This is a genomic window from Amycolatopsis sp. 195334CR (genome assembly GCF_017309385.1).
Lineage (GTDB): Bacteria > Actinomycetota > Actinomycetes > Mycobacteriales > Pseudonocardiaceae > Amycolatopsis.
Genome location: NZ_JAFJMJ010000001.1, coordinates 2,179,679 through 2,205,682 on the forward strand (window position 1 = coordinate 2,179,679; position 26,004 = coordinate 2,205,682).

The window sequence follows — 26,004 nt, forward strand, 5'->3', positions numbered from 1 at the left end:
GTAGGTTACTGTCCAGTTCGTGTTCACGGGCAGGGCACGTAGGTGAACCGCGGATCCGCGTCCAGCCGCTCGATCAGCCGGGCTGCCTGCTCGGCCCTCGGGTACACGGCGATCCACTGGTCGGTGCCCTCACGGCGGAAGGTGGCCACCGAGTACAACGCCGCGTACGCCGGATCGGCCCCGCAGCGCTGGCGGTCGGCGTAACCGTTGCCGGTGGTCACCGCGAGCGCCGGACGCCTGCCGTTGACCACGTAGTCGTAGTCGTTGGCGATGTGCCCGACCGGCCCGAGCGCCTCGTCACGCCGCCCCTCGCGGGCGATGTGCTCGTCGGTCAGGCCCAGCACGTCGACCACGACGATCTTGGTGCCCGCCCGGTACGACAGCGCGCCGTTGGCGTAGGTGCTGATCACCGTGCCCGGTGGCAGCCGCTCCCCGAGCCACGAGCCGATCTCCTCCATCTGCCCGATCTTGTGCCGCCACTCCCGCATCAGCGGCAGCGCCGCCGGGCTCATCGCGGACACCAGGAACGACAGCAGGCACAACCCCAGCGCGACCGCGGGCACCAGCTTCCCGCCGACCGGCTGCGTGCGCGGCCGCGGCGACGGCACGCTCCCGGTCACCACGCCGTACGCGGCCACCGCGCCCACGGCGAACAGCACCGGCACCGGCGCCAGCAGCCGCCACGCCGGCATCCAGTCACCACCGACGTAGGTCATGAACAGCAGGTACGCGCCCCCGAGCGCGAAGATCAGCCAGACCACCGACCGGCCGCGGCGCTCCTCGGCGGACATCTCCCGGCGCCGCCGCAGCAACGCGGTCATCGCGGCCACGGCGATCAGCAGATACCCCTGGTGCACCAGGGAGAACGAGGACAGGTACTGCCCGCCCTGCGCCAGCTGCCAGTCGAGCGAGCCGCCGACCTTCGCCGCCACGGCGTTCGGCACCAGGTGCCCGTAGTAGGTCACCCGCCAGGCCGTCCACGGCACCACCAGCACCAATGCGCCCAGGGTGAACCCGCCCGGCCCCCACCAGGTGACCCGCCCGCGCGCGGCCGCGTTGACCAGCCACAGCCCGGCGACCACGGCCAGCACCACCCCGTCCGGCCTGGTCATCGTGGCGAGCGCGACCACCACCCCGGCGACCACCGCGCGCCCCGCCGCAAGCGCGTGGCACATCACCAGCGCGAGCAGGATGAACAGCGGGGTCTCCAGCCCGGACGGGCCGTACGCGGCGAGCCCGGTCGCGCCCGCGGTCAGGATCGCCGCGGCGACACCGAGTCCCGGCGTTTCGGTGACGATCCGGTTCACCGTGAAGTACGCGGCGAGCACGCAGCCGAGCGCGCACACCACCCCGAGCGCCGAAGCGGTGACCACCACGTCGAAACCGAACAGCGTCTTCGGGATGGCGACCAGTACCACCCAGAGGAAGTTCGAATAACCCTCGACGCGTTCCCCCGCGTTGAACACCGGGCCGTGGCCTTCGGCGATGTTCTGCGAATAGCGGAAACTGATGAACGCGTCTTCGGCAACCGTGGCGAACAACAGTTGGTGAATCAGCGACAGGACGAGCGTCAGCGACAACGCGGCCACCCGCCACGTCTTCACCGCGTTGATCGACCGCCAGGCCGCGAGCACGCCGAAAGCGAGCGCCAGCCACACGCCCAGCACTACGAAGACCACCAGACCCTCACCCTCCGCCGCAGCACCGCCCCCATCCGGTGGGTCACGTAAAGGTATCGAAATTCGACCTGGAACGTTTCATTCCACCCATTCGAGGCAACCACACCACCCGGCCGGGCGTGAACCGCACGTATCGCCGGGGAAACCGGGGAGTTTCGGCGACACTCGAATTTCCGTTTCCCGCCGGGAGACCGGCGGCCTCACCAGGTGCGGGTGGGTTGTGCCCATTTCCACGTCCGGCTGGTCCACGCTGGGACCGGTCTGCGCTTTCCTGCTGGTGCTCGGCGCACCGGGGTTGCTCGTCGGCGCCGCCGCCGGGCTGCGCGGCTGGCGGCTGGCCGGGCTGGCGCCGCTGCTCGGGTACGCCGTCGGCGGTGTCTTCGGACCGCTGCTGCCGCTGCTCGGGCTGCCGTTCAACGGGTTCTCGTTCGTCGCGTGCACGCTGCTGCTCACCGCGGTGGCCGCGGCCACCCGCCGCTACCGCCGTGACGCCGTCCACGACCGGGTGTGGACCCCGCGGGCGCACGCCGGGGTCGCCGCCTGCCTGCTGCTCGCGGCCGGGATCGGCGCGTACGCGGTGTACAGCGGGCTCGGCGGCATCAACGCGATCCCGCAGGGCTTCGACGCGCCCTTCCACGCCAACGGCATCCGCTACATCGCCGAGAGCGGCGACAGCGGCCTGTTCGGCCTCGGCTCGCTGCACTGGTACGACGACGGCCTCTTCTACCCGAACGGCTACCACCTGCCCGCCGCGCTGGTCTTCCAGCTCACCGGCGCCACCGTGCCCGCGGTGCTGAACGCGCACACCATGCTCTCCGGCGGGCTGCTGGCGCTGTCGGTGGTGACCATGGTCCGGCACTTCGGCGGCCGTGCCGTGCTCGCCGGCGCGAGCGCGCTGACCTCGGTCGGCGCCACGATGGTCACCTACGGCGCGTGGAGCAGCCCGCTGCTGCCGTACACCCTGGCCGTCGCGCTGACGCCGCTGATCGTCGTCGCCGGGCACCGGTACCTGCTGCGCCCGGCGCTCGACACCGGGCTGGTGCTCGCCGCGGGCGCGGTGGCCCTGCTCGCCATCCACTCCAGCGCGTTGTTCGGCGGCCTGCTGTTCGTGGTGCCGCTGCTCGTGCAGCGCTGGCGCACGCTCGGCCGCGACCTCCTGGCGCTGCTGCCGGTCCTGCTCGGCGGCGGGGTGCTCGCGCTGCCGCACCTGCTCGGCGCGCTGAACCTGGCCGGGAACTTCACCTACACCGGCTGGGTCGCGAACACCACGCCCACGCAGGCCGTCGGCGAACTCCTGTTGTTCTCGCACAATTCACTCGACCCGCAGCTGCTGCTGGCCGGTGCCGTGGTGCTCGGGCTGATCGGGTTCCGGCGGCTCGGCGACCTGCGCTGGCTCGCCGGGTCGGCCGCCGTGTTCGGCGTGCTCTACCTGCTCGTGGCGACCTCGGACCACCCGCTGGTGATGGCGATTTCGCGGCCGTGGTGGGACGACAAGTTCCGGCTGGTCGCGATGGCCGGGCTGGCCATGTGCGTACTGGCCGGGCACGGCATCGCCGAGGTCCAGCGCGTGCTGCGCGAGGTCGGCGGCCGGTTCGCGCCACGGGTGGCCGGCGCGCTCGCCGCGGTGGTCGTGCTCGGCGGTTTCCTGGTCGCGTCCCAGGGCGCCTACCTGCGCAACAACGCCGACTACGTGGCGCTGACCTGGGGCAACACCGCACGCAAACCGGATGCGGTCGTGGTGGTCACGCCGAACGAAGCCGCCGCGATGCTGGAGCTGGGCAAGCGCGCCAAGCCCGGTGAATGGGCGATGAACGACTGGTTCGACGGCAGTGTCTGGACCTACGCGATCGGCGGCGTGCGCACAATCATCGCCCACGACGAGCGCGCGGGCAGGCAGGCCGACACCGAGCTGCTCACCCAGCACTTCGCCGAGTACGGCACGAACGCCGCCGTGCGCGACGCGGTCGAGCGCCGCAACCTGCACTGGGTGCTGGTCACCGCGAAGGCGGGCGAGGCCAACGCGACCAAGCGCTCCCCCGGCATGGCCTCGCTGGAGGGGTTGCCGTTCCTCGAAGTCGTCTACCGCAACCCGGACGCGACGCTCTACCGGATCCTCCGCGCGGACGCACCGGGGGAGACGAACGTCGTAGCGGCACCGGGGTGATCGGCAGTACCAGGCCCCGAATCGGGTGAACACCGGCCTCGTTAGGCTCACCCGAGATTCCGCGCGGAACCACCTAGCCCGGGGGAAGTGTGCCCACCAGTACCAGCCCAGTGTTCGACGCCCTCACCATCGCGCTCTACGCGCTGGTCATCTTCCTGCCGGGTCTGCTGACCGGGTTCGCGGCCGGGCTGCGCGGCTGGGTGCTGGCGGGCATGGCGCCGCTGTTCACCTACGCCATCGGCGGGCTGGCCGGGCCGTGGCTGGCGGCCATCGGCCTGCCGTTCAACGTGCTCACGTTCGTCATCGCCACAATCGTGTTCACCGGTGTGGCGTTCGGCCTGCGGTGGCTCGTTTCGCGGCGGTCCCGGCCGGAACCGGACGCACCGCTGTGGGCCCGCGCCGGCCACCTGTCCGTGCTGGCGTGCCTGCTCCTCGCGGGCGCGGTCGGCATCTTCACCGTGTGGCGCGGGCTGGTCGAGCTGGACGCGATCTCGCAGGGCTTCGACGCGGTGTACCACGCGAACGCGATCCGGTACATCGCCGACACCGGCGACGGCAGCCTGTTCGGCACCAGCCTGACGAACTGGTACGCCGAGCGCGGCGGGCTGTTCTACCCCAACGCCTACCACCTGATCGGCACGGTCGCCTACCAGCTCAGCGGCGCCACCATCCCGGCCATCATGAACACGAACACGCTGCTCCTGCCGGGGTTGCTGTCGCTGTCGCTGGTCGCCGTGGTGCGCGAGTTCCGCGGGCGCGCGGTGATGGCCGGCGCGGTGGCGCTGGTGGCGATCGCGCCGACCGCGGTGATGTACCAGTCGATGTCGCGCGGGCCGCTGCTGCCGTTCCTGCTCGGGCTGGCGCTGACCCCGCTGGGCACGGTAGCGCTGCACCGGTACCTGGTGCGCCCGGCGCTGGACACCGGGCTGGTCTTCGTGCTCGCCGCGGTCGGGCTGCTGACCGTGCACTCGTCGACGTTGTTCGCCGGGATCGTGTTCGCGTTGCCGATGATCGCGCAGCGGTGGCTTTCGGCCCGCAAGTGGAAGCCGATCGGGCGGGACCTGCTGGCGCTGCTGCCGATCGGCGTGGCCAGCATGGTGGTCGCCGCGATGCAGTTGTTCGGCGCGATCGGGCTGGCCAGCGGGGACGTGCCGTACTGGGGCTGGCCGAGCCAGGGCACCACCGGTTCGGCGCTGGGCACGCTGCTGAGCTTCCAGCACGACATGCCGCGGCCGCAGATCTGGCTGGCCGCCGCGTTGTTCCTGGGGCTGGTGTTCTTCCGGAAGCTGAACGGGCTGCGCTGGATCGGCGGCACCGCGCTGGTGTCCGGGTTGCTGTACATCGCGGTGTCCTCGTCGAACCATCCGCTGGTGATGGCGATTTCCCGGCCGTGGTGGGACGACCCGTACCGGTTCGTGTCGATGGCCATGGTGCCGCTGGTGGTGATCGCCGGGCACGGGCTGGCCGAGCTGGCGACCTGGTTGAAGGACGGCATCGCGCGGTGGCGCTCGGCGACGTGGCTCGCCCCGGTGACCGCGGTGGTGGTGCTGGCCGGGTTCGTGGGGATCACGAACGGCCTGTACACAGGCGCGAACACCGGCTGGGTGACGCCGGGGTACGGCAACGGGCCCGGGGTGGACAAGCACAAGCTGCCGGTCAGCCCGGACGAGGCGCAGGCGATGTTGGAGCTGGAGAAGCGCGCGCAGCCGGGTGACTGGGTGATGAACGACCGCTTCGACGGCGGGGCGTGGGTGTACGCGATCAGCGGGGTGCGCGGCGTGGCCGGGCACTACGACCAGGCCCTCCCCCCGGCCGACGCGCTCCTGCTGGCGGACCGCTTCCGCGACTACGCCACCGACCCGGCCGTACGGGCCGCCGTGCAGCGGCTGAACATCCGCTGGGTGCTGGTCGGCCAGTACGGCTACCCGCCGGAAGCGACGCGGCAGAAGGGCCTCGTCGGTTTGGACGGGCAGCCGTTCGTGAAGCTGGTTTACCGGAACGCGGACGCTTCGCTGTACCAGCTGACCCCGTAGGCCGCGGGGCTCGCCACCGGCCATGTCACGAATGAGGTTTTCTCAGTAGCGACCTCGGCGCTCCGCTGTGCAGCGGGCACCCGCGCAGGATGGTGGCGGTCAGGCGAGGTGGGGTAGCCGATCGGGCGGCGATATCGAGCGCGGCACGACAGGTGATCACGGAGAGCCTTCGCGGTCGGACTTGATCTTCACGGATTCAGTCCTGGCGAGGCTCTCCGTGCTATCTCACCCCACCCCCAAAACCCACTACTGAGAAAGCCACATTCGTGACACCGGGAGGCGGGGCGGCGCGGCTTCGCGCAGTGAAAGCCACATTCACAGCGGGCCCTCGGTGGCCACCCGCCCGAGCGGTGGCCACCCGCCGGAGCGCACCCAAAACCCACCCCTGTGGACGGAGTTATCCACAGGGGTGGGCGCGGTTGGGGATAAGCGGGTTTCCCCTGCTCAGGGCATATATAACAGCGTACCGACCGGGCAGTACCCCACAGGGGTCAGGCGGTGGCCGTCCGGCGGGCCTGGAGGCGGGCGGTCAGGGCCGCGCCGCCCGCGGTGATGAGGTCGGCGACGGTGAACATGACCCGCGAAGCCACCGCGAAAGCCAGCGCCTGCGGGCCCGAGATCGCCGTCGCGGTCAGCACCGCGACCATGGCGAACTCCCGCGCGCCCACCCCGCTCGGCAGGATGAACGCGAACGTGCCCGAGGTCATCGCGATCGCCATCGCGCCGATGCACAGCACAAAACCGCCGAAACCGGGCGCACCCACCGAGTTCGCCAGCAGCCACAGGTGCGTGCCCTGCAGGGCGTACACCAGCACCAGCGCGCCGAACACCTTGCCGATCAGCTTGTACGACAGCTGGTGGTCCAGCGGCGGACGACGCAGGATGCGAAGCACCAGCGAAGTGCCCCAGGTCAGCACCTTCGGGTGCAGCGCGGTGAAACCGACCGGCAGCAGGACCAGCAGCCACCACGCGTGCGGGCTGTTCGCGAACACCGCGGGCATCGCCAGGATCGACAGCACCAGCGCGGCGACCACGCCGACCCCGAGGTGGATCAGCGACGCGGTGAAGATCCGGGCCCGCGCGAGCCCGGCCTTGCGGCCCAGCTCCATCTGCAGCAGATACGCCCACACCGAACCGGGGATGTACTTGCCGAGCGAACCGACCAGGTTGATCTGCGCGCCCCGCGCGTACCCGATCGGCTTGCCCAGCTCGTCGACGACGATCTGCCAGGCGTACACCCCGACCGCGATGCTGCCGACCAGCGCGACCAGCGACAACGCCGAGGACAGCCACGGGATGCCCTTCATGGTCACCCAGAACTCGTCCCAGCTGGTGATCAGCGAACGAGCGGCGAAGAAGATGACCACGGCGATCGCCAGCCACCGGGCGGCGTCGATGAGCTTCGCCTTGGTGGACTTGGGCGCCTTGCCTGCCACCTCGACGGCGGTCTCGTCGGGCTCGACGGTCGTCATCGGTCGTCGTGTCTCCTCGTCGGGCGTGCTCACACCTGAACACTCACCAAGCGGCTGAACTCGGCCAGCAGGTCGTAACCGTCCCAGACGGCGGAGAAACTGAGCGCGGATCCGAACGGAACGATTCGATCCACGCCGCGCCCCGCCAGTTCGGTCGCGAACTCAACCAATTCCTCGCGGCCGAACCCGAATTGGCTGACGGTTTGATCTTTGCGCACCACAATCGGCACCAAGTCGATGAGAGTACGCACACTCGCCGAGCCGAACGTGCCCGCCCCCAGCCATTCACGCGGCAGCGAGGACGGATCGGCCAGTTCGAGGGTGGCGACCGCGTTGCCGTCGAAGGTCATCGAGGTGACCAGCCCGTCGACCGCGGCACCGTAGGCCGAGACCCGCTTCTGCACGGCCATGGCCGGTTCGGTGACGTGCTGCTTCGCCGCGAGCACCTCGGACAGCAGCCTCCGGAACTCGACCCCGGCCTCGGCGGCCAATGACTCGTCCCCCACCCAGAAGATCGCACGCGGCGAGGAGCAGGCGGCCTGGTCGAACCAGTACGAGTCGTTGTAGAAGCCCTCGGCGGCACCCCGGCGCTCGGCCTCGGACGCGGCCCGCCACCCGTCGACCGAGATCACCGCGAACGAGGACCGGTCCGGGAAGGTCAGGTCCCGCGCGTGCGGCGCCAGCGGGTACTGCCGCAGCGCCTTCACCGAACCGTCGCCGCCCCAGATCACCCGCAGGTCGGCGGCCAGCGACAGGGCGCCGCTGATCTCGTCACTGCGGTCGTAGGTGATCATCCGCTGGGTCTGCGTGATCAGCGCGGCGGTTTCCGGGTCCACTTCGGACAACGCGGCGTTCAGCGCGGTCAGCACCTCTTCCGCGGCCCCCGCCGAACGCGAGGAAACGCGCACCACGTTGTGGTTCCCCGCCAAAGCGGACAACGCCCACGAATAGACGAAAATGGTGTCCACATTGGCCGGTGGCACGTGGAAGACCAGCCCGCGCGGGAACCGCAAGGCGCTCTCGTCGTCCGAAGCGAGCCGCCCCAGTGCCTTCTGGATCTCCGCCTTGCGCAGGAAGAAGCCGAGCGAGGCCAGCTCCGGGTACCGGCGGGCCACCGCGGGCGCGAGCAGCTTGCGCGCGAACTTGGTGAGGAACTCGACGACGCGCGGGTCGCCGACCTTCAGGCGGCCACCGTCGGGCTCGGCCTGGAGCCGGTCGACCAGCTCGCCGACCGCAACCGAGTCACCAAGGGGAAAACGCTGCGTGAGGCTCATGCCGCCTGCCCCGAGAAGGTGTCCGAGCAACCGCGGGCCTCGGCCTTGGGCAGCCTGCCCAGCACCGAGAAGTGCTTGCCGGGCCAGTCGCCGTCGTCGATGCCGTTGTACACCCCGAGGTCCTCGGTCAGCAGGACGTGACCGGGGTACGAACGCGGCAGGGTGCTCACCACCTCAATGACGCCCGGCTTGCCGACCGGTTGCTCGGCCCAGGTCTCCGGGTCGCGGATCACCACGTCGGCGAAGTCGGGGCAGTACAGCGAGCCGCCCGACGGCCCCTCCAGGAACACCGTGCCGATCTGCTCGATCATCCCGTAGTAGTTGTAGATCTGGTGCAGGCCGGTGTCCTCGCGGAACCGCCTGCGGAACTCGTCGTTGTCCACGGACCGGTCGATCAGCTTCTTCCAGCCACCGGAGTGGATCAGGATGCCGTTGGACAGGTCGAGCCCGTTGTCCCTGGCGACCTCGTACAGGTACAGCCACACCATGAAGGTGAAGCCGAAGATCAGGAACGGCTGGTCGCCGTGGCGCTCCAGGAAGCCCTTGACCGCCTCGACGTCCGGCTTGTCGTTCTCGTCGAGCACGTAGACGTGCTTGCGGCCGAAGTTGGCCATGCCCAGCACGCCGGCGCCACGCGCGGAGAACGACCGGCGGTTCTTGATGATGCCGACGGTGTCCACCATCAGCATCGGCAGCCGCTCGCCGCCGAGCACGGTCTGCAGGGTGGCGCCCAGCTGCTTGGTCTGCGCGCCGGCCGCCTCCTTGTCCAGGTAGATCCGCGAGGCGCCGGACCCGGTGGTGCCGGACGAGGTAAGCGTCTTGAACACCTCGGCGTCCGGCACGCTCTTCAGGTCGTGCGTCTTGAACATGCGGACCGGCAGCCACGGCAACTCGGCGATCGAGCCGAAGGACGCGTCGCGCGCGATGCCCAGCGAGGACAGGATCCGGTCGTACCCGGCCGAATTGGCCCGGTGGTGGGCGGTCAGTTCGGCCAGCTGCGGCAGCAGCGTCGCCTCCCGCTCCGCTTGGGACAGCGTGAACACGCTCATACCTGGCTCTCCAGCGTCCGATAGTCGATCTTGCCGCTGGCCAGCAGCGGCACGGTGTCCAGGGGACGCACGTCGAAGCCGCTGGTGTGCAGGTGCAGCCGCTCCGACAGGGCGCGGGACGCCGCCTTGCAGGTGTCCCGGTCGGCGCCTTCGGCGAACAGCACGACCTTGTCCCCGGCCGCGACCGCCGCCACCACGTCGATCCCCACCGAAGCAGAACGCACGGCCTGCTCGAGATCATCCAGGCTGACCCGGTTGCCGAAGACCTTGCCGATCCGCTTGAGCCTGCCGGTGATGAACAGGTAACCGTCCGCGTCGAGGTACCCGAGGTCGCCGGTGGCCAGTTCGCCGCCGTACTCGTCGCCCGCGGCCAGCTCGCCCTCGTTCTCCGCGTACCCCATCATCACGTTCGGCCCGCGGTAGAGGACCTCGCCGACGATCTTCGGGTGCGTGGTCTCCTCGCCGTCGTCACGGCGGATGGTGAACTTGCCGCCGGGCAGCGCGGGACCGACCGAGCCGAGCTTCTCGGCGAGCCGGTCGGCGGGCACGGTGGAGATCCGGGGCGCGGCCTCGGTCTGGCCGTACATCACGTACATCCGGCCGCCGACCGCGCGGATCTTGTCGTTGAACTCGGTGATCAGGTCGCTGCGGAGCTTGCCGCCCGCCTGGGTCAGCGTGCGCAGGCTCGGGTACTTCTCCGGGTCGAACTTGAGCCGCCGGAGCATTTCGTAGTGGTACGGCACCCCGGCCAGCGAGGTGCACTTGTGCTCGTCGACCGCGTCCCAGAAGCCCCGGCCGAGCACCCCGGACGGCTCGACGACCACCGTCGCGCCGCGCACCAGGTGCGAGTTCAGCACGGACAGCCCGTAGCTGTAGTGCAGCGGGAGGCTGGTCGGCGCGACCTCGTCGGCGTCGATCTCCAGCACCTCGGCGATGGCGTCGGCGTTGGACAGCACCGCCGCCCGCGAGAGCCGGACGAGCTTGGGGTTGCCGGTGGAACCGCTGGTCGGCAGCAACACGGCGAGGTGCGGGTGCGGTTCGACGCCGTCGAGCGCCTCACGCACCCAGTGGCCGTCGGTCAGCGCGTACCCGGCGGGCGCATCGGCCTCTGGGGCCTGCAACACGGCCGCGGGCCGGAAGCGCTCGATCAGCCCGGCCAGCACGTCGGCGTCCAGCGCCGGGTCGATCAGCGCGATCGCCCGGCCCGCCTCGAAGGCGGCCAGGTACCGCAGCACGCTGTCCAGGTCGACCGAGGTGCGCGCGAACAGCACGCCCGGCGGCAGCAGTTGCAGCCCGGCGGCGAGCCGCGCGACCTCGTCGGTGAGTTCCGCTCCGGCTAGCGTGCGGCCCCCGGCCGCGTCGATCAGCCGAGCACCCGCACCCAGCAGAGTCACAGAACCAAGCCTCCATCGATGCCCAGCACCTGACCGGTGATGAACGAAGCCTCGTCGCCGGCCAGGAAGCGGATCGCGGCGGCGACCTCCTCGGCCTTGCCGAGCCTGCCCAGCGGGGTGCTCTGCGCGTTCGACGCGCGCACCTCGTCGGTCAGGCTCTCGGTCAGCGCCGTCTCGATCACGCCGGGGGCCACCGCGTTCACCCGGATGCCGGATCGTCCCAGTTCCTTCGCCGCGGACTTGGCGATGTTCGCCACCGCGGCCTTGGACGCCGCGTACACGGTCTGCCCGGCGCTGCCGTACTCGCCGACCACGGAGGCCAGCACCACGATCGAGCCGGTCTTCTTCCGCATCATCGCGCGGGCGGCCGCCTGCACCGTGTGCAGCGTGCCCGCCACGTTCGTGGCCAGCGTGCGGTCGACGTCCTCGGCGCGGATCATGCCGAGCAGGCCGCCCTCCATGATCCCGGCGTTGGCCACCGCGATGTCGAGCTGCCCGTGTTCCTTGGCCACCCCGCGCACCAGCGAGGCGATCGCCTTCGGATCGGTGACGTCCAGCGCGAGCCCGCTCACCGCGCCGCCGACCGAGTCCGCGGCTTCCTTGGCCGCCGACTCGTCACGGCCGGTGAGCACCACGGTGGCGCCCGCCTCGGCGAGCGCCCGGACCGTGGCCAGCCCGATGCCGCGGGTACCGCCGGTGACCAGTGCGACCTTTCCCGAGAGCGTCACGCCTGCTCCTGCAGCTCCTTGACCATGTCAACGGCCACCTTGAAGCTGCTCATGTCGATCACCTGGTCGGTGTCGAACTGCACGTCGAACTCGTCCTCGATGGCGGCGACCAGCGCCATGTGGCCGACCGAGTCCCACGCCTCGATGTCGCGGTACTTGAGGTTTTCGACGTCGACCCCGTCCTCGAGCTGGAGAGCCTCGACGAAGACCTCTTTCAGCTTGTCCTGCACAGCCATGTCTACCTGGCACTTCCTTGTCGAATAGAGCCTTCGCGAACGAGGCCGATGACCACCGACGACGGTACCAACCCCGGCGGTTCAGCCCGCGAGCGCGGGCAGCAGCTCACTGAGCGTTTCGAGGTAGGTGTCCGCGCCCTCCGGCCGGAACTTCAGCGAGTCGTTGCGCACGATCACGCTGCGTGCTCCGGCGGCGTGCGCGGCCTCCACGTCGTGGTAGGTGTCGCCGACCAGCACGGCCTCGTCGGCCGTGACGCCGTGGTGCTTGAGCACCGCGTGCACGCCCTCCGGGTCCGGCTTGAGCCGGGCGACGTCCTCCCGTCCGATGACGAACAGGCCGTCCGCGAGGTTGCCCAGCGCGTCGAACACGCAGTGCCGTGAGTTGCGCGTCACGATCGCCAGCTTGTACCGGCCGGTCAGCGCTTCGAGCAGCTCGCGCGCGCCGGTGGTGAACTCACCGCGCGGCACCGACTCGCGCTCGTACCGCGTCACCACGTCGAGGCCCTCGGTGTTGCCCTCGTCGAGGAACCGTTGGAACAGGTCGCCCAGCTTGGCGTCCGGGTCGAGGCCGAGTTCGGCGCGCAGGCCGGCGAAGTCCACCGGGAGGCGGAACAGCGTGCCGTCGAAGTCGAACGCGATCGCGCTCAGATCTGCTTGGCTGCCCATTCGCCTTCCTTGACCAGCTGGTAGCCCATGTCGATCATGCGGACCCAGTACAGGTCGTCGGGCAGCGGGTTGTACACGGCGGGCTTCTCGGCGAGCTGGTTGCCCAGGCCGAGCTGGATGTACATGTCGGGCATGTTCAGCCCGGCGTGCGCGAAGAAGTTGCTGGTGGTGAAGAAGCGGCCGACGTTGATCTCGGTGACCATCGGCACGCCCTGGGCGTTCTCCTTCATGTCCACGCAGAACACCCCGCTCGGCTTGGCCGAGACCGCGCGGACGGCCGCCTCGCCGATCTTGTTCACGTCGTCGCGGTTGACCGTCTTGGCCACCGACGGCGAGGAGCTCTGCCCGCTGGGGGTGAGGTTGCCGAAGATGTACTCGATCCGGGAGCGGGCCTGCGAGGTGATCAGCTCGCCCTCGTGCCACAGGCTCTGCCAGGCGAACTCCTCGCCGGGCAGGTACTCGCTGGCCATGAAGTCGCCGTAGTCGAGGCCGCGGAAACCGCGCCAGTAGTCGATCCAGGCGTCGCCCTGATAGTAGGAGTTGATCGGCAGGCTGCCCCGGGAACCGGCACCGCGAATGGCCCGCAGCCACACCCTCGGATTGATCTTGAGCAGTTCTTCCAGCGCGCCCTTGAGATCGGACTGGGAATCGATCTTGACCGCTTCCGGCACCGAAACGCCGTTGGCCTTCATGTGCGCGTTGAAGGCCATCTTGTCGTGGCAGAGTGCGATGGCACCGGCGTCCGGGAGGAACGTGGGGGCGTTCAGCCTGTCCCGGTGCTCGGCCAGGAAGCCGACCTCGACGTCGGGCTGCGGGTGCACGAAATCGATTCGCTCGGCCTCGATGACGCGGTTGATGGCGTCCACGTACCCGGCGTCGGAGACCGGCGGGACCAGGTACTTCGCGTCCACGTTGAGCAGCTCGAGGTGGTACGGCTTGATGTCGGTGCCGACCACCGAGTACTCGTTCGGCGACACGGCGAGCGCGTCCCGGAAGTTGTAGGCGGCCGAGCCACCGGCGCCGGTGATCAGAATGCGTGCACTGCTCATTTTGTGTGTGTTCGCCCTTATTGCTCAGGCCCGCGCACCAGGGCCGAGGCGGCAGCGGGAAGCCACTTGCGACCGGCGGGTATCGTGACGCCCGCGTCAGTGCCAGCACCGGTGCCGACCCAGGGGGCTACTAGCCATGCCGAGGCACGACTGTACCTGACGCGCCAGATGTGTCCGCCGAGGTGAAAGACTGCTGCATGATCCCCATTACCGTGGTCGACGTCCGCGACGCGGAGGACCTGGTCGTCGAAGTGCTGCGATCCGGCGCCATCGCCCAGGGCCCGATGGTCAAGCGATTCGAGGAAGCCTTCGCGGCCGTTTCCGGCACCAAGCACGCGGTGGCGGTGAACAACGGCACCACCGCGCTGGTCGCCTCGCTCCAGGTGCTGGACCTGCAGCCGGGTGACGAGGTGATCACCTCGCCGTTCACCTTCGTCGCGACCCTCAACGCGATCCTCGAGGCGGGCGCCACGGTGCGCTTCGCCGACATCCGGCGCGACGACTTCGCGGTCGACCCCGACGCGGTGGCCGCGGCCATCGGCCCGCGCACCAAGGTGCTCATGCCGGTGCACCTCTACGGCCAGACCGCGGACATGGGCAAGCTGGCGCCGCTGGCCGCCGAGCGCGGGCTGCACCTGGTGGAGGACTCGGCGCAGGCCGTCGGCGCGACCTTCGAGGGCCGCCGCTCCGGCTCGTTCGGGCTGGGCTGCTTCTCGCTGTACGCCACCAAGAACATCACCACCGCCGAGGGCGGCGTGATCACCACCGACGACGACGAGCTGGCCGACCGGCTGCGCGTGCTGCGCAACCAGGGCATGCGCGCCCGCTACCAGTACGAGGTCGCCGGGCACAACTACCGGATGACCGACCTGCACGCCGCGGTCGGCATCCCGCAGCTGGAGAAGCTGGACACGATCACCGCGGCCCGCCAGCGCAACGCGAAGCGGCTCAACGAGGGCCTGGCCGGTACGCCGGGGCTCGAACTGCCGCAGGTGCTGCCCGGCCGTGAGCACGTCTGGCACCAGTACACCGTGCTGGTCGGCCCGCACGCGTTCCTCTCGCGCGACGAACTGGCCGCGGCGCTGACCGAGCGCGGCATCGGCAACGGCATCTACTACCCGAAGGTCGTCTTCGACTACGACTGCTACCGCGGGCACGAGCTGATCCCGGACGCGAACCTGGACAGCGTGCCGGTGGCGCGGTCGGTGGCCGCGCAGGCGCTTTCGCTGCCGGTGCACCCGAAGCTCACCGACGACGACCTGGACAAGATCATCGAGACGGTTCGCGAGGTACTCGGCGCATGACGCACCGCATCGCACTGGTGGGCACCGGCACCATGGGCTCGCTGCACGCCCGGGTGCTGTCGCAGAACGAGCGCGTGGAGCTGACCCGCGTGATCGATCCGCGCGAGGAGGCCGGGCGCAAGGCGGCCGAGCGCTTCGAGACCCGGTGGACCCCGGAGATCGGCGAACTGTCCGATGTGGACGCCGTGGTGCTGGCCGCGGCCACCGAGGTGCACCACCCGCTGGCGCTCGAGGTGCTGGCGCAGGGCAAGCCGCTGCTGGTCGAGAAGCCGGTGTCGAACAGCCTGGAGTCCTCGAAGGAGATCGTCGAGCTGTCGGCGGCCAAGGACATCCCGCTGATGTGCGGGTTGCTGGAGCGCTACAACCCGGCGGTGATGACCGCGCGGGCGCTGGTCAACGAGCCGATCCACCTGATGGCCCGGCGGCACGGCCCGTACGCGCCGCGGATCAAGACCGGGGTGGCCTGGGACCTGCTGGTGCACGACGTGGACATCGCGATCCAGTTCTTCGGCGGGCAGACCCCGGCGCGGGTGACCTCGGGGGCCGGGTACTTCCACCCGTCGTCGGTGGAGGGCGCCGAGGACACCATCGAGACGGTGCTGACCTTCCCGACCGGGCTGGCCACGGTGTCCGCCTCGCGGCTGGGGCAGCGGAAGGTGCGCTCGCTGGTGGTGTCCGAACTGGACCGCCTGATCGAGATCGACCTGCTCCGGCGCGACGTGACCATCTACCGCCACGTGTCGCACGACTCGGCCAGCTCCGACGGCCTCGGTTACCGGCAGCAGACCGTGATCGAGATCCCGGAACTGGTCACCGCGCGCGAGCCGCTGGCGACGCAGCTGGACCGGTTCGTGGACCTGCTGGAGGGCAAGATCGACGCGGCCGCCGAGCGCGACTCGATCCTGCCGTCGCACCAGGTGGTGGCGACGGTGAAGGAAACCGCCTCGACCCCGGCGTGACGCCGCGACCGGGCGACGGCTGGTCTTGGGATCAGCCGTCGCCCGGTCCGGTTTTGTGGTCGCCCGGTCCGGTATTGCCGTCGCCCGGTCCGGTATTGCCGTCGCTCGGTCCGGTTTTGCGTTCGTAGGCCTCTTCGGCCAGTGACCGCCCCATCAGCCCACCGAAGACCCCGGCGGCGACGCCCGCGACCACGCCGGCGACCGGGCTGACCACCAGGCTCGGCAGGACCCCGGACACCACCGACGCGGCGAACCCACCCAGGCCGGTGGCGGTGGCCCGGCTCATCGGCCGGTGTTCGTGGTCGAGGTGGTAGTAGTCCTCGACGGGCTCCACCACCGGTTCGGGTCCGGGGACGCGCTGGTGCAGCCAGGTGTCGTTCGGGATGACCATGAACCGGGTGGCCTGACGCTTGCGGCGCAGCCCGGCCCGCTCGACCGCGGCCCGCACGACCTGGTTCATCGTCCGGGGGGCCGCCAGGATGGCGGTCATTTCTGCTGGGCCAGGTCGCGCAACTTCTTGGCGACCTCCGGGGAGACGTCGATCTTGCCCGGCAGCTTGATCTTGACCTTCTTGTCCTTCGCGAGGTCCTTGCGGATCGAGTCGACCTCGCCCTTGGCCTCGGCGAGCTTGGTCTTCGCGTGGGACAGGGACTTCTCCGCCTGCGAGACCGACTGCTCCGCCTCATCCAACTTGGCGACGGCCTTGTCCAACTTCGCGGCCTTCGCGGCCTTCGCGGACTTCTCGGCCTTCTGCTCGCCCTTCTTCTCGGACTTGGCTTCAGCCTTCTGCTCGCCCTTCTTCTCCGATTTACCTTCGGCCTTCTTCTCGCTCTTGGCTTCGGCAGGCTTGTGCTGCTGAACCACGACCGGCTTGCCGGATTCGGCGATCACCGTTTTGGTGCCGTCGCTGACGATGGCGTAGGACTTCGCCGAGGGACCGGTCGACGTAGCCTCCGCACTCACCGACGGCTGCGCGGCGGCCTGCACTATGACCGGCTTTCGCACCACCTTCTCCACCACCCGGCGCGGCCGCTCGGCCACCTGTTGCACCCGCGGCTCGGACTTACCGTGCTCGGCCTTCTGCGACTCACCCTGCTTCGTCGGCTCGGCCTGTGGCACAGGGGCGGGCCGCTCCGGCGGGGCGGGCTGCGGCGCAGGCTGGACCGGGGCGGCAGGCTGCGCGGCCGGCGGCTGCGGCCGGCGGCTGCGCGGCCGGGGGCTGGGCGGCGGGCGGTGGAGCCACCTTCCCCTGCTGCGGCGCCGGATCCGGAGCGGGGGCCAGGGCCGTGAGCGCCGGAACCGCCTGCGCGGCACCGGCCTCCGGCTTCTCGTCCTCCGCGGTCATCGCGCTGACCGTGGACGCCCCGATCGTCGCGGTGACCAGGCCGGCCATCCCGTAGACCGCGGCGCGCTTCAGATTGCTCGACTTGTTCATCGACCCCACCTCGTCGATCCAGCACTGACGACGTGAGCCTGAACCGCCCCGGTCCAGCGCGGATACATCCGCGGTACACCACTAACCCCGCCGCGACCGCCGTCCCGCGAACAGCAGGCCGAGACCGCTCACCAGCAACCCCACACCGATCATCAACGGCGTCCACACCTGGGCCCCGGTCTTGGCCAGCGGCGGCTGGTGCGGCTTCGGCCCCACCGGCGGCGGCGTGCTGTCGTCGACGACGGTCACCTTCGCCGTACCGGTGTCCGTGACCGGCTTGCCCGGCTGTTCGGTGTCGGGTGTGCCGGTGCCCGTCGCCACGTTCACCAGGTCACCGCTCCGCGGCGCCGTCGTGGTGCACGTCCACTCCCGGCTGGCACCGGGGTCCAGCCGGTCGAAGGTGCGGGCGCAGACGGGCAGCGTGGTGTCGGTGACCACCACCGGAGCCAGCGCGACGTTGCCGGTGTTGGTCGCGGTGAGCGTGAAGGTGACCGTCGCCCCCGGCTCGACCCGGTCCGCCGACGCGGTCTTGGTGACGTCGAGCCCCGGCTTCGCCACCTTCGCCACGGCGTCGTCCGAGCTGTCGACGGGTTTGCCGGTCGGGTCGTTCCCGGTCGCGGTGACCGTGTTCGTGATGTCCTGCTCGCCCATGGTCACCTCGCAGGTGACCGGCTCGGCTTCCGCACCGACCGCCAGCGACCCGATCGCCACAGCGCAGCCCGGTGCCACCTCGTCGGCCAGCCGGACGTCGGTGAGCGGCACGTCGCCGGTGTTCTTCACGACCACGGTGAAGGTGACCTTCTGGCCGGGCAGCACCGGCTTGGCCGGACCGGTCTTGGTGACCGTGATGCCCGGGCCGATCACGTCCACCTCGGCCTCGTCGGTGTCGGTGACGCGCTGCCCGATCGGATCGGTGCCGGTGACCGAAGCGGTGTTGGTCACGTCCTCGCTGACCACGATCGTGCAGGTCCGCGTCTCGGTGGCACCGGCGTCGAGCCGCGCGAGGGTGAACCCGCAGGCCGGGGCCTTGTCGTCGGTGACGGTGACCGCGGTCAGCGGCACGTCGCCGGTGTTGGTCACGGTGATCGTGTAGGTGACCTCGTCGCCGGGCCGCACCTGACCGGGTTCGACCGACTTGTCGATCTCGACGCCGGGATGGATCACGTCCACCACGGCATCGTCGGAGCTGGTCACGTCGGGCCCGGTCGGCGGCGTCCCCGTCACTGAGGCGACGTTGGTGACGTCGTCCTCGGGCGCGGCCATCGTGCACGTGTAGGTGCTGGTGCCCTGCGGTTCGAGCACCTCGATCGTCTTGGCGCAGTCCGGCGCGATGGCGTCGGTGACCTGGACGTCGGTCAGCGGCACGTCCCCGGTGTTGGTCACGGTGATGGTGAAGGTGACCTGGTCACCGGCGTGGAACGGCCCTTCGTCGGCGGTCTTGGTGATGCCGATGCCCGGGTGCTGCACGACGAAGGTGGCGTCGTCGGTGTCGGACACCGAGCGCGAGGTCGGATCAGTCCCGGTCACTGAGGCGGTATTCGTGAACCCGGCCGCACCGGCCGTCACCGAACACGTGTACGTGGTCGAGCCATCAGGCGCAAGCAAACCGATTTCCCTGGCACACGAGGGAGTCTGATCGTCCACAACGGACACAGTCGACAAAGGCACATCACCGGTGTTCGTCACGGTGATGGTGAAGGTGACCTGATCGCCCTCCCGCACCGCTTCCGGCGCGACATCCTTCGTGATGGTGACCGCCGGGTGGATCACGTCCACGGCGGCATCATCGGAATCGGTCACCACCGGTCCGGTCGGTGGTGTGCCGGTGACCGTGGCGACGTTGGTGACGTCGTCTTCGGGTGCGGCCATCGTGCACGTGTACGTGCTGGTGCCCTGCGGTTCGAGCACCTCGATCGTCCGGGCGCAGTCCGGCGCGACGGGGTCGGCGACCTGCACGTTCGTCAGCAGCACGTCGCCCGTGTTGGTCACGGTGATCGTGAACGTCACCTGGTCCCCGGTGCGGAACGGGCCGCCCTCGGCGGTCTTGGTGATCTCCACCCCGGGCCGCTGCACGACGAAGGTGGCGTCGTCGGTGTCGGAGACCGGGCGCGAGGTCGGGTCAGTCCCGGTCACTGAGGCGATATTCGTGAACCCGGCCGCACCCGCCGTCACCGAACACGTGTACGTGGTCGAGCCATCAGGCACAAGCAAACCGATTTCCCCGGCACACGAAGGAGTCTGATCGTCCACAACGGACACCGAAGACAACGGTATGTCACCGGTATTCGTCACCGTGATCGTGAACGTGACCAGGTCACCCTCCCGCACCGCCTCCGGCGACACGTCCTTCGTGATCGTCACCGCCGGATGAATCACGTCCACCACGGCATCATCGGAATCCGAAACCGAGCCGCCGATGGGGTCAATCCCCGAGGCCGTCGCGGTATTGGTGAAATCCTCCGCAGGAGCGGACATAGTGCATTCGTAGGTCTGGACACCCCCCGGAGCCAAAGTGCCGATCGTCCTGGCACACGCCGAAGCCACCGGATCCGCCACCGAAACCCCGGAAAGCGGCACGTCGCCCGTATTCGTCACCGTGATCGTGAACGTGACCTCATCACCCTCCCGCACCAAGGAAGGTTCCGCCGACTTCTCCACCTGGATACCCGGGTGGATGACGTCCACCACGGCGTCGTCCTGACTGGTCACTTCCGCGCCCGTCGGTGGCGTGCCGGTGACCGTGGCGACGTTGGTGACGTCGTCCTCCGGCGCGGCCATCGTGCAGGTGAAGCTCGTCGAGCCCGCCACCCCGAGGTACCCGATCTCCCTGGCGCAGTCGGCCGCGAGCGGGTCGGTGACCTCGACGGTGGTCAGCGGGACGTCCCCGGTATTGGTCACCGTGATGGTGAAGGTCACCTGGTCACCGACCCGGAACGGGCCGCCCTCGGTGGTCTTGGTGATCGAGATCCCCGGCTGCTGCACCACGAACGTCGCGTCGTCGGTGTCGCTCACCGGGCGTGCGGTCGGGTCGGTGCCGGTCACCGAGGCGGTATTCGTGAACCCAGCCGCACCCGCCGTCACCGAACACGTGTACGTGGTCGAGCCATCAGGTGCAAGCACACCGATTTCCCTGGCACACGAAGGAGTCTGATCGTCCACAACGGACACCGAAGACAACAGCACATCACCCGTGTTCGTCACCGTGATCGAGAACGTGACCAGGTCACCCTCCCGCACCGCCTCCGGCGACACGTCCTTCGTGATCGTCACCGCCGGATGAATCACGTCCACCACGGCATCATCGGAATCCGAAACCGAACCACCGATGGGGTCAATCCCCGAGGCCGTCGCGGTATTGGTGAAATCATCCGCAAGAGCGGACATAGTGCATTCGTAGGTCTGCACAGCCCCCGGAGCCAAAGTGCCAATCGTCCTGGCACACGCCGAAGCCACCGGATCCGCCACCGAAACCCCGGAAAGCGGCACGTCGCCCGTATTCGTCACCGTGATGGTGAAAGTGACCTCATCGCCCTCCCGCACCAAAGCGGGCTCAGCCGACTTTTCGATCTGGATCCCCGGGCGGATCACCGTGACCGTGGCGCTCGCGGTGTCCGTGGCCTGCTGCCCGACCGCGTCGGTGCCGGTCGCGGTGACCGTGTTCGTGGTGGTCACCGCCGGGTTCCCGGTGCAGGTGAACTCGGTGGACGCGCCCGGCGCCAGCGCGCCGAGCGTCCGGCCGCACGCGGGCGTGGTGTCGTCGGTGACCACCACCGGGTCCAGGGCGTTGCCCCCGGTGTTCGTCACGGTGATCGTCCAGGTCACCTGCTCACCGGCGTGGATCACCGCCGGGTCGGCGGACTTCCGCACGTCGATGGCGGGCGCCGCGATCGGTACCGGCGCGTCACCGGAATCGGTGACCTGCTTGCCGAGCTGGTCGCTGCCGGTCACCGTCGCGGTGTTCACGTTGTCCGGCAGCGGTGCGGTCCCGGTGCAGGTGAACTCGGTGGAGGCGCCCGGCGCCAGCGTGCCGGGCAGGCCGCGCGCGCAGTTCGCCGTCTTCGGGTCGGTGACGGTGAGCGAGGACAGCGGCGCGTCGCCGGTGTTGGTCACCTTGATGGTGAAGACCACCTGCTCACCGGGGGTGTACGCGGCCTTGTCCGCGGACTTGGTGAGCTCGATCGCCGGGTTCAGCACGTCCACCTCGGCGGTGGCGGTGCCTTCGAGCGGGTCGTCGAGCGCGCTGGTCCCGGTCACCTTCGCGGTGTTGGTGAAGTCGGCGCCGCCCGCCGTGCCGGTGCAGGTGTAGCTGGTGCTCTGCCCGCCGCCGAGCGTGCCGATGGTCTTCGCGCACGACGGGAACAGCGGATCGGCGACCCGCACGTTGGACGCGGGCGCGCCGCTCGGATTCGTCACCGTGATGGTGAAGGTGACCTGGTCACCGGCGTGCACGGCCTTCGGCTCGGCGGTCTTGGTGATCTGCAGTTCGGGCACCGGCGTGGAGAAGGCCAGGTTCTGCGCGAGGTAGGCGTCGCCGCCGGTGCTGAAGCTCATCTTCGCGCTGGTCGCGCCCGCCGGGATGTTGCCGGTGGTGAACGACTTCGCGTCCACGCTGAAGTTGTTCTTCACCGCGGGCGCGGTGGCGCCCTGGCCGTTGGAGATGAAGAAGTTCGACGCGTCACCGGTGTCCGGTTCGAACTCCGGTTGGTCGTTGATCGCGAACGTGTCGCGCGGCAGGCCCCAGTCGCCCTCGTAGGCGGTCACCCCGACCCGCGACTCCGGCGAGGTGGCGCGGAAGCCGGTGATGTTCACGCTGGTGGTCGGGTCCGAGCTGTTCTGCCGCACGTGCCCGTCGTAGATGAACACCTCGCGCTTGGCCGGGGCGTAGGCGGGGTTGCGCTCCGGATAGGCGTAGACCACCGCGATCGACCAGCCGCCCATGCAGCCGAAACCCTTCGGCGCCCACACGTTGCCGACGGTCAGGTCCAGCGCCGAGCCGGTCGGCGCCCCGGCGAACGCCGAGGTCACGTCGGCGTAGGCGGAGTAGTACTGGCCACCGCTGTAGGTCGACGACGGGTCCTCGGTGTAGGAGGCCGGGCTCACGTCGACGGCCTTCGCGCCACCCACCGAGAGCCGGACCGCCTGGCCTGCCGGCGTGCCCGGCGGCAGGACCGCGGGCGTGTTGCCGTTGCGGACCTGGCACATCTTCACGGTCGACGGCCGCCCCGGCGAGCTGTTGTAGACGCCGGTGTTGCCCGCCCAGTTCAACCGGGCGAACTTCACCTGGGCACCGGGCGGAATGGTCACCGACGCGCGGCTGGAGTCGAAGGTCCCGGCGTCGGAGTCCACATCGGACCACTGCATGAAGAAGTTGTCGTTGACCTGCGTGGTGCTGCGGTTCGCGCTGCTCACGCAGTCCGCCGGGGAGTTGCCGGAGCCGGTGGCCGGCGCCCCGTCCGCGGGCACCGGGCAGCGCAACGACCCGTTCCCGGCGTAGAGGAAGTCGCCGTAGACGGCCTCGTTGAAGTTCAACGCGAACGGCTTCACCACCGCGGCGGCAGCGGGGGTGGTGAACGCGACAAGGCTCGAAACGGCGAACAGCACCGCGAGCACAACCCGGCCGAACCGGCTCACTGTGGACACGACGACCACTCTCGTTGTGATCCACAGTGGACTCAATCACCCTGGCAGGGTTATTGAACGGGGTTCACCTGCCAGGGTGAGGAGATCACTCGGCCGGGTCGGCCTCGCTGAAGTCACCGGCGGGCGCTCCCCACGACCCGACCGCCATCCCGCGCTCCTCGGCGAGCTTGCGACGCCGCTCGTTGTCCTCGCGGACGCGCTTGACCTCGCTCTCGATGTACTCGTCGTCGTAGCGCTGGAACACCCTGGCCGGGTTGCCCGCCACCAGCGACCGGGCGGGCACGTCCTTGGCCACCACCGAGTTCGGCTGCACGGTGGCGAAGTCGCCGATGGTCACCCCGGCCATGATCACCACCAGGCCGCCGATGAAGCAGCCCTTGCCGATCTTGACCGGCTTGCGCTCGATCAGGTCGCTGCCCGAGTGGTTCTGCAGCGTCATGTTCGCCAGCCAGCTCGAGTGCGTGAACACCAGCGTGTTCACCCCGATGCTGGTGTGCTCGCCGATCTCCATCCCGCCCGAGGCGTCCAGGATGGTGCCCTCGCCGATCCAGCAGTGCTCGCCGATCTTCAGGTTCTCCGGGCTGACGATCTTCGCCCGCTGCCGGATCCGGGTGGTCTCCGGCAGGCCGAACAGCTTCGCGCGCTCGGCGTCGTTCATGTACTCGCCGACCAGCTCGGTCAGGATCTGCGGGCGCAGCCGGTTGCTGCGCTCGTCGTCGAAGAACATTCAGCGGCCCTTCGGGGTCGACTCGGCGATCAGCTTCTCGAAGGTGCGCAGGTGCTCGTCGGTGACCACGTCGAGGCCGAAGTTGTCCCGCACCATCGCGCTCTGCCGCTTCGCCAGCTCGGCGCGCTTCTCCGGGTCGTCCAGCAGGTCGATCACCGCTTCGCCGACGGCCTCGCTGTTGTCCGGCGGCACGATCAGGATGTTGTCGCCGTTGCGCAGCTCGATGCCCGGGTAGTTGTCCAGGGTGGTCGAGGTGATCGTCGCGGTGCCGGACAGCATGGCCTCCAGCGAGGCCGTGCCGCAGCCGCCGTTGAGGTCGTGCGTGACGATGTCGGCGGCGGCGAAGTACGAGGGCACGTCGGCCTTCGGCACCGCGCCCTTGACGATGAACTTGTCCGCGATGCCCAGTTCCTCGGCGCGCTTGATGAACGCGTCGTGGTAGACCCGGCCGACCACGATCACCTTGGTGTCCGGGTGCTTCTCCAGGATCGCCGGCATGGCGTTGACCAGCGGCATCCGGTCGCGCAGCGGGATCACGTGGCCGAGCGAGACGATCAGCGGGCCGTCCCCGATGCCGTTCTCCTCGCGCACGTCCCTGGTCAGCGGCTTGTCGAAGTGCCCGGTGTCCACCGCGATCGGGAAGTACTCCGAGTTCGCGTCGCTGGTGCCGTAGCGCTTGACGCAGTAGTCCACGCCCAGCTTGTCCAGGATGACGTACCGCGGCTTGATGATGCCGAGGATGGGCCGCACCAGCAGCGCGTCGAGCATCCGGAACACCGAGCTGTACAGCTTCTTGTCGCTGATCAGCAGGGTGTGGATGGTGACGACCACCGGGATGCCGCGGCGGCGCGCGTACAGCCCGACCATCCAGGACAGGTCGAAGAACTGCCCGTGCAGGTGGATCACGTCGGGCTGGAAGGCGTCCAGCATCTTGAACAGCTTGCGCCAGTTGCCCGGCCGGACCGACGCGAAGGTCATGTCGAAGTCGATCGACAGGCCCAGCTGCGGCATCTTCATCGCCGGCAGCCGGACCACGCGGTACCCGTCGCGTTCCTCCTCCGCCGGTGCGTCCTGGTAGGCGGCGGTGATGGCGAGCACGTTGTTGTCGCCGGCCGCGTACTGCTCGGCCAGCGACGCCGACATGTGCGCGCTGCCCCCCACCCGAGGCGGGAAGAAGTTGTTGACCACGACGATGTTCATCGAGCGCCCCTCTGCCGATCCGGCCGGTGGTAAGCCCATCAGCCGGCGGCCTGGCTCATGTGCAGCTTGACCAGGTCGTGCATGCCCTGCTCGACCGGGATGGTCGGCTCCCAGCCGAGGACCTCCTTGGCCCGGCTGATGTCCGCGGCCCGGCGCGAGACCAGCACGTCGCGCTCGTTGAACTGCGGCTCCACCTGCACGCCGACGGCGTCGATGAGGATCTTGGCCAGGGTGGCGATGGAGGTGTCGATGCCGGTGCCGATGTTGATCGGCAGGTTCGACTTCTCCGACTCGAGCGCGGCGACCACGGACCGGGCCAGGTCGTGCACGTGCACGAAGTCCATCGACTGCTCGCCCTTGCCGTCGATGATCGGCGGCTGGCCGTTGCGCAGGCGGGTGATGAAGTGGTTGATCACCGAGGTGTAGTACGCCTCGCTCTTCTGGCCGGGGCCGTACACGTTGAAGAAGCGCAGGGCGTTCCAGGACAGGCCCTTCTGCCGCTCGTAGAAGCCGAGCAGGTCCTCACCGGCGCGCTTGGTGATGCAGTACGGGGTGAGCGGGCGGAGCGTGTCGTTCTCGTGCATCGGCAGACGCTCCGGGTCGCCGTAGACCGAGGCGGTCGAGGCGAACACCAGGCGCTGCACGCCCTCGTCCGCGGCGGCGGCGAAGACGTTGTGGTTGCCGGTCATGTTGATGTCGACCGACTCGTGCGGGTCGGCGATCGACTTGTTGATCGACACGGTGGCGAAGTGCACCACGTGGGTGCAGCCGCGCATGGCCTCACGCACCGCACCGCCGTAGCGGACGTCCTTCTCGACCAGCTCGAGGTTGCCGGTGGCGGCCCACTCGTTCATCCGCTCGCGGTCGCCGCGGGTCATGTTGTCGAAGGCGCGGACGAAGTAGCCGCGCTCCATCAGCATCGGGATCACGTGCCCCGCGATGAAGCCGCCGGCGCCGGTGAACAGGACCGTCTTCTTTTCGGACATGGTGTGCGT

At 69.4% G+C, this 26,004-nt stretch carries 19 protein-coding genes; 4 read left to right on the forward strand and 15 right to left on the reverse strand.

The features are described 5' to 3' along the window. Positions 1 to 23 precede the first annotated feature (23 nt). The gene (locus JYK18_RS10680; RefSeq protein ID WP_206801934.1) at positions 24 to 1,679 is read right to left on the reverse strand and encodes a hypothetical protein; all 1,656 of its coding nucleotides are present in this window, start codon (positions 1,677 to 1,679) and stop codon (positions 24 to 26) included. A 220-nt stretch (positions 1,680 to 1,899) separates the two neighbouring features. Here JYK18_RS10680 and JYK18_RS10685 point away from each other — a divergent pair, with 220 nt between their 5' ends. Both JYK18_RS10685 and JYK18_RS10690 read left to right on the forward strand, forming a co-directional pair. Next, positions 1,900 to 3,843, forward strand: a complete 1,944-nt coding sequence (locus JYK18_RS10685; protein ID WP_307795857.1) for a DUF6541 family protein — start codon at positions 1,900 to 1,902, stop codon at positions 3,841 to 3,843. 110 nt (positions 3,844 to 3,953) lie between these two features. After that, a complete protein-coding gene (locus JYK18_RS10690) occupies positions 3,954 to 5,876 on the forward strand; it encodes a DUF6541 family protein (protein WP_307795858.1) in 1,923 nt (640 codons plus the stop codon). Between the two features lie 491 nt (positions 5,877 to 6,367). Here the strand turns inward: JYK18_RS10690 and JYK18_RS10695 are convergent, their stop codons facing one another. The 8 genes from JYK18_RS10695 to JYK18_RS10730 form a co-directional block, all read right to left on the reverse strand. Then, a complete protein-coding gene (locus JYK18_RS10695) occupies positions 6,368 to 7,348 on the reverse strand; it encodes a lysylphosphatidylglycerol synthase transmembrane domain-containing protein (protein WP_206801936.1) in 981 nt (326 codons plus the stop codon). A 29-nt stretch (positions 7,349 to 7,377) separates the two neighbouring features. Next, a complete protein-coding gene (locus JYK18_RS10700) occupies positions 7,378 to 8,622 on the reverse strand; it encodes an acyl-CoA reductase (RefSeq protein WP_206801937.1) in 1,245 nt (414 codons plus the stop codon). Next, positions 8,619 to 9,671, reverse strand: a complete 1,053-nt coding sequence (locus JYK18_RS10705; RefSeq protein ID WP_206801938.1) for an acyl-protein synthetase — start codon at positions 9,669 to 9,671, stop codon at positions 8,619 to 8,621. Before JYK18_RS10705 ends, JYK18_RS10700 begins: the two co-directional genes overlap by 4 nt. Beyond that, on the reverse strand, positions 9,668 to 11,065 hold the full coding sequence (locus tag JYK18_RS10710) for an AMP-binding protein (RefSeq protein ID WP_206801939.1): 1,398 nt from the start codon (positions 11,063 to 11,065) through the stop codon (positions 9,668 to 9,670). The genes JYK18_RS10705 and JYK18_RS10710 overlap by 4 nt, the downstream gene beginning before the upstream one ends. Next, positions 11,062 to 11,793 carry an SDR family NAD(P)-dependent oxidoreductase gene (locus JYK18_RS10715; RefSeq protein ID WP_206801940.1) on the reverse strand — a complete coding sequence of 244 codons (732 nt, stop codon included), beginning with the start codon at positions 11,791 to 11,793 and terminating at the stop codon, positions 11,062 to 11,064. The genes JYK18_RS10710 and JYK18_RS10715 overlap by 4 nt, the downstream gene beginning before the upstream one ends. Next, positions 11,790 to 12,029: an acyl carrier protein gene (locus JYK18_RS10720; protein ID WP_206801941.1), complete on the reverse strand. Its 240-nt coding sequence runs from the start codon at positions 12,027 to 12,029 to the stop codon at positions 11,790 to 11,792. Before JYK18_RS10720 ends, JYK18_RS10715 begins: the two co-directional genes overlap by 4 nt. An 81-nt stretch (positions 12,030 to 12,110) precedes the next feature. Then, the gene (locus JYK18_RS10725; RefSeq protein ID WP_206801942.1) at positions 12,111 to 12,695 is read right to left on the reverse strand and encodes an HAD family hydrolase; all 585 of its coding nucleotides are present in this window, start codon (positions 12,693 to 12,695) and stop codon (positions 12,111 to 12,113) included. After that, positions 12,674 to 13,744 carry a hypothetical protein gene (locus JYK18_RS10730; RefSeq protein ID WP_206801943.1) on the reverse strand — a complete coding sequence of 357 codons (1,071 nt, stop codon included), beginning with the start codon at positions 13,742 to 13,744 and terminating at the stop codon, positions 12,674 to 12,676. The genes JYK18_RS10725 and JYK18_RS10730 overlap by 22 nt, the downstream gene beginning before the upstream one ends. A 197-nt stretch (positions 13,745 to 13,941) precedes the next feature. On the opposite strand from JYK18_RS10730, the gene JYK18_RS10735 reads away from it, so the two are divergent. Both JYK18_RS10735 and JYK18_RS10740 read left to right on the forward strand, forming a co-directional pair. After that, on the forward strand, positions 13,942 to 15,048 hold the full coding sequence (locus tag JYK18_RS10735) for a DegT/DnrJ/EryC1/StrS aminotransferase family protein (protein ID WP_206801944.1): 1,107 nt from the start codon (positions 13,942 to 13,944) through the stop codon (positions 15,046 to 15,048). Further along, positions 15,045 to 16,007: a Gfo/Idh/MocA family protein gene (locus tag JYK18_RS10740; RefSeq protein ID WP_206801945.1), complete on the forward strand. Its 963-nt coding sequence runs from the start codon at positions 15,045 to 15,047 to the stop codon at positions 16,005 to 16,007. Before JYK18_RS10735 ends, JYK18_RS10740 begins: the two co-directional genes overlap by 4 nt. A gap of 31 nt (positions 16,008 to 16,038) precedes the next feature. Here JYK18_RS10740 and JYK18_RS10745 read toward each other — a convergent pair whose 3' ends face one another. The 6 genes from JYK18_RS10745 to JYK18_RS10770 form a co-directional block, all read right to left on the reverse strand. Then, complete coding sequence (locus tag JYK18_RS10745) at positions 16,039 to 16,497, reverse strand: hypothetical protein (RefSeq protein ID WP_206801946.1); 459 nt, start codon at positions 16,495 to 16,497, stop codon at positions 16,039 to 16,041. Further along, positions 16,494 to 17,126, reverse strand: a complete 633-nt coding sequence (locus tag JYK18_RS10750) for a hypothetical protein (protein WP_206801947.1) — start codon at positions 17,124 to 17,126, stop codon at positions 16,494 to 16,496. The genes JYK18_RS10745 and JYK18_RS10750 overlap by 4 nt, the downstream gene beginning before the upstream one ends. Positions 17,127 to 17,523: 397 nt before the next feature. Beyond that, a complete protein-coding gene (locus JYK18_RS10755; protein ID WP_206801948.1) occupies positions 17,524 to 23,082 on the reverse strand; it encodes a DUF11 domain-containing protein in 5,559 nt (1,852 codons plus the stop codon). An 85-nt stretch (positions 23,083 to 23,167) separates the two neighbouring features. Then, the gene (locus JYK18_RS10760; RefSeq protein WP_206801949.1) at positions 23,168 to 23,809 is read right to left on the reverse strand and encodes a DapH/DapD/GlmU-related protein; all 642 of its coding nucleotides are present in this window, start codon (positions 23,807 to 23,809) and stop codon (positions 23,168 to 23,170) included. Next, positions 23,810 to 25,009 carry a glycosyltransferase family 4 protein gene (locus tag JYK18_RS10765; RefSeq protein WP_206801950.1) on the reverse strand — a complete coding sequence of 400 codons (1,200 nt, stop codon included), beginning with the start codon at positions 25,007 to 25,009 and terminating at the stop codon, positions 23,810 to 23,812. Between the two features lie 38 nt (positions 25,010 to 25,047). Further along, complete coding sequence (locus tag JYK18_RS10770) at positions 25,048 to 25,995, reverse strand: NAD-dependent epimerase/dehydratase family protein (protein ID WP_206801951.1); 948 nt, start codon at positions 25,993 to 25,995, stop codon at positions 25,048 to 25,050. Positions 25,996 to 26,004 lie beyond the last annotated feature (9 nt).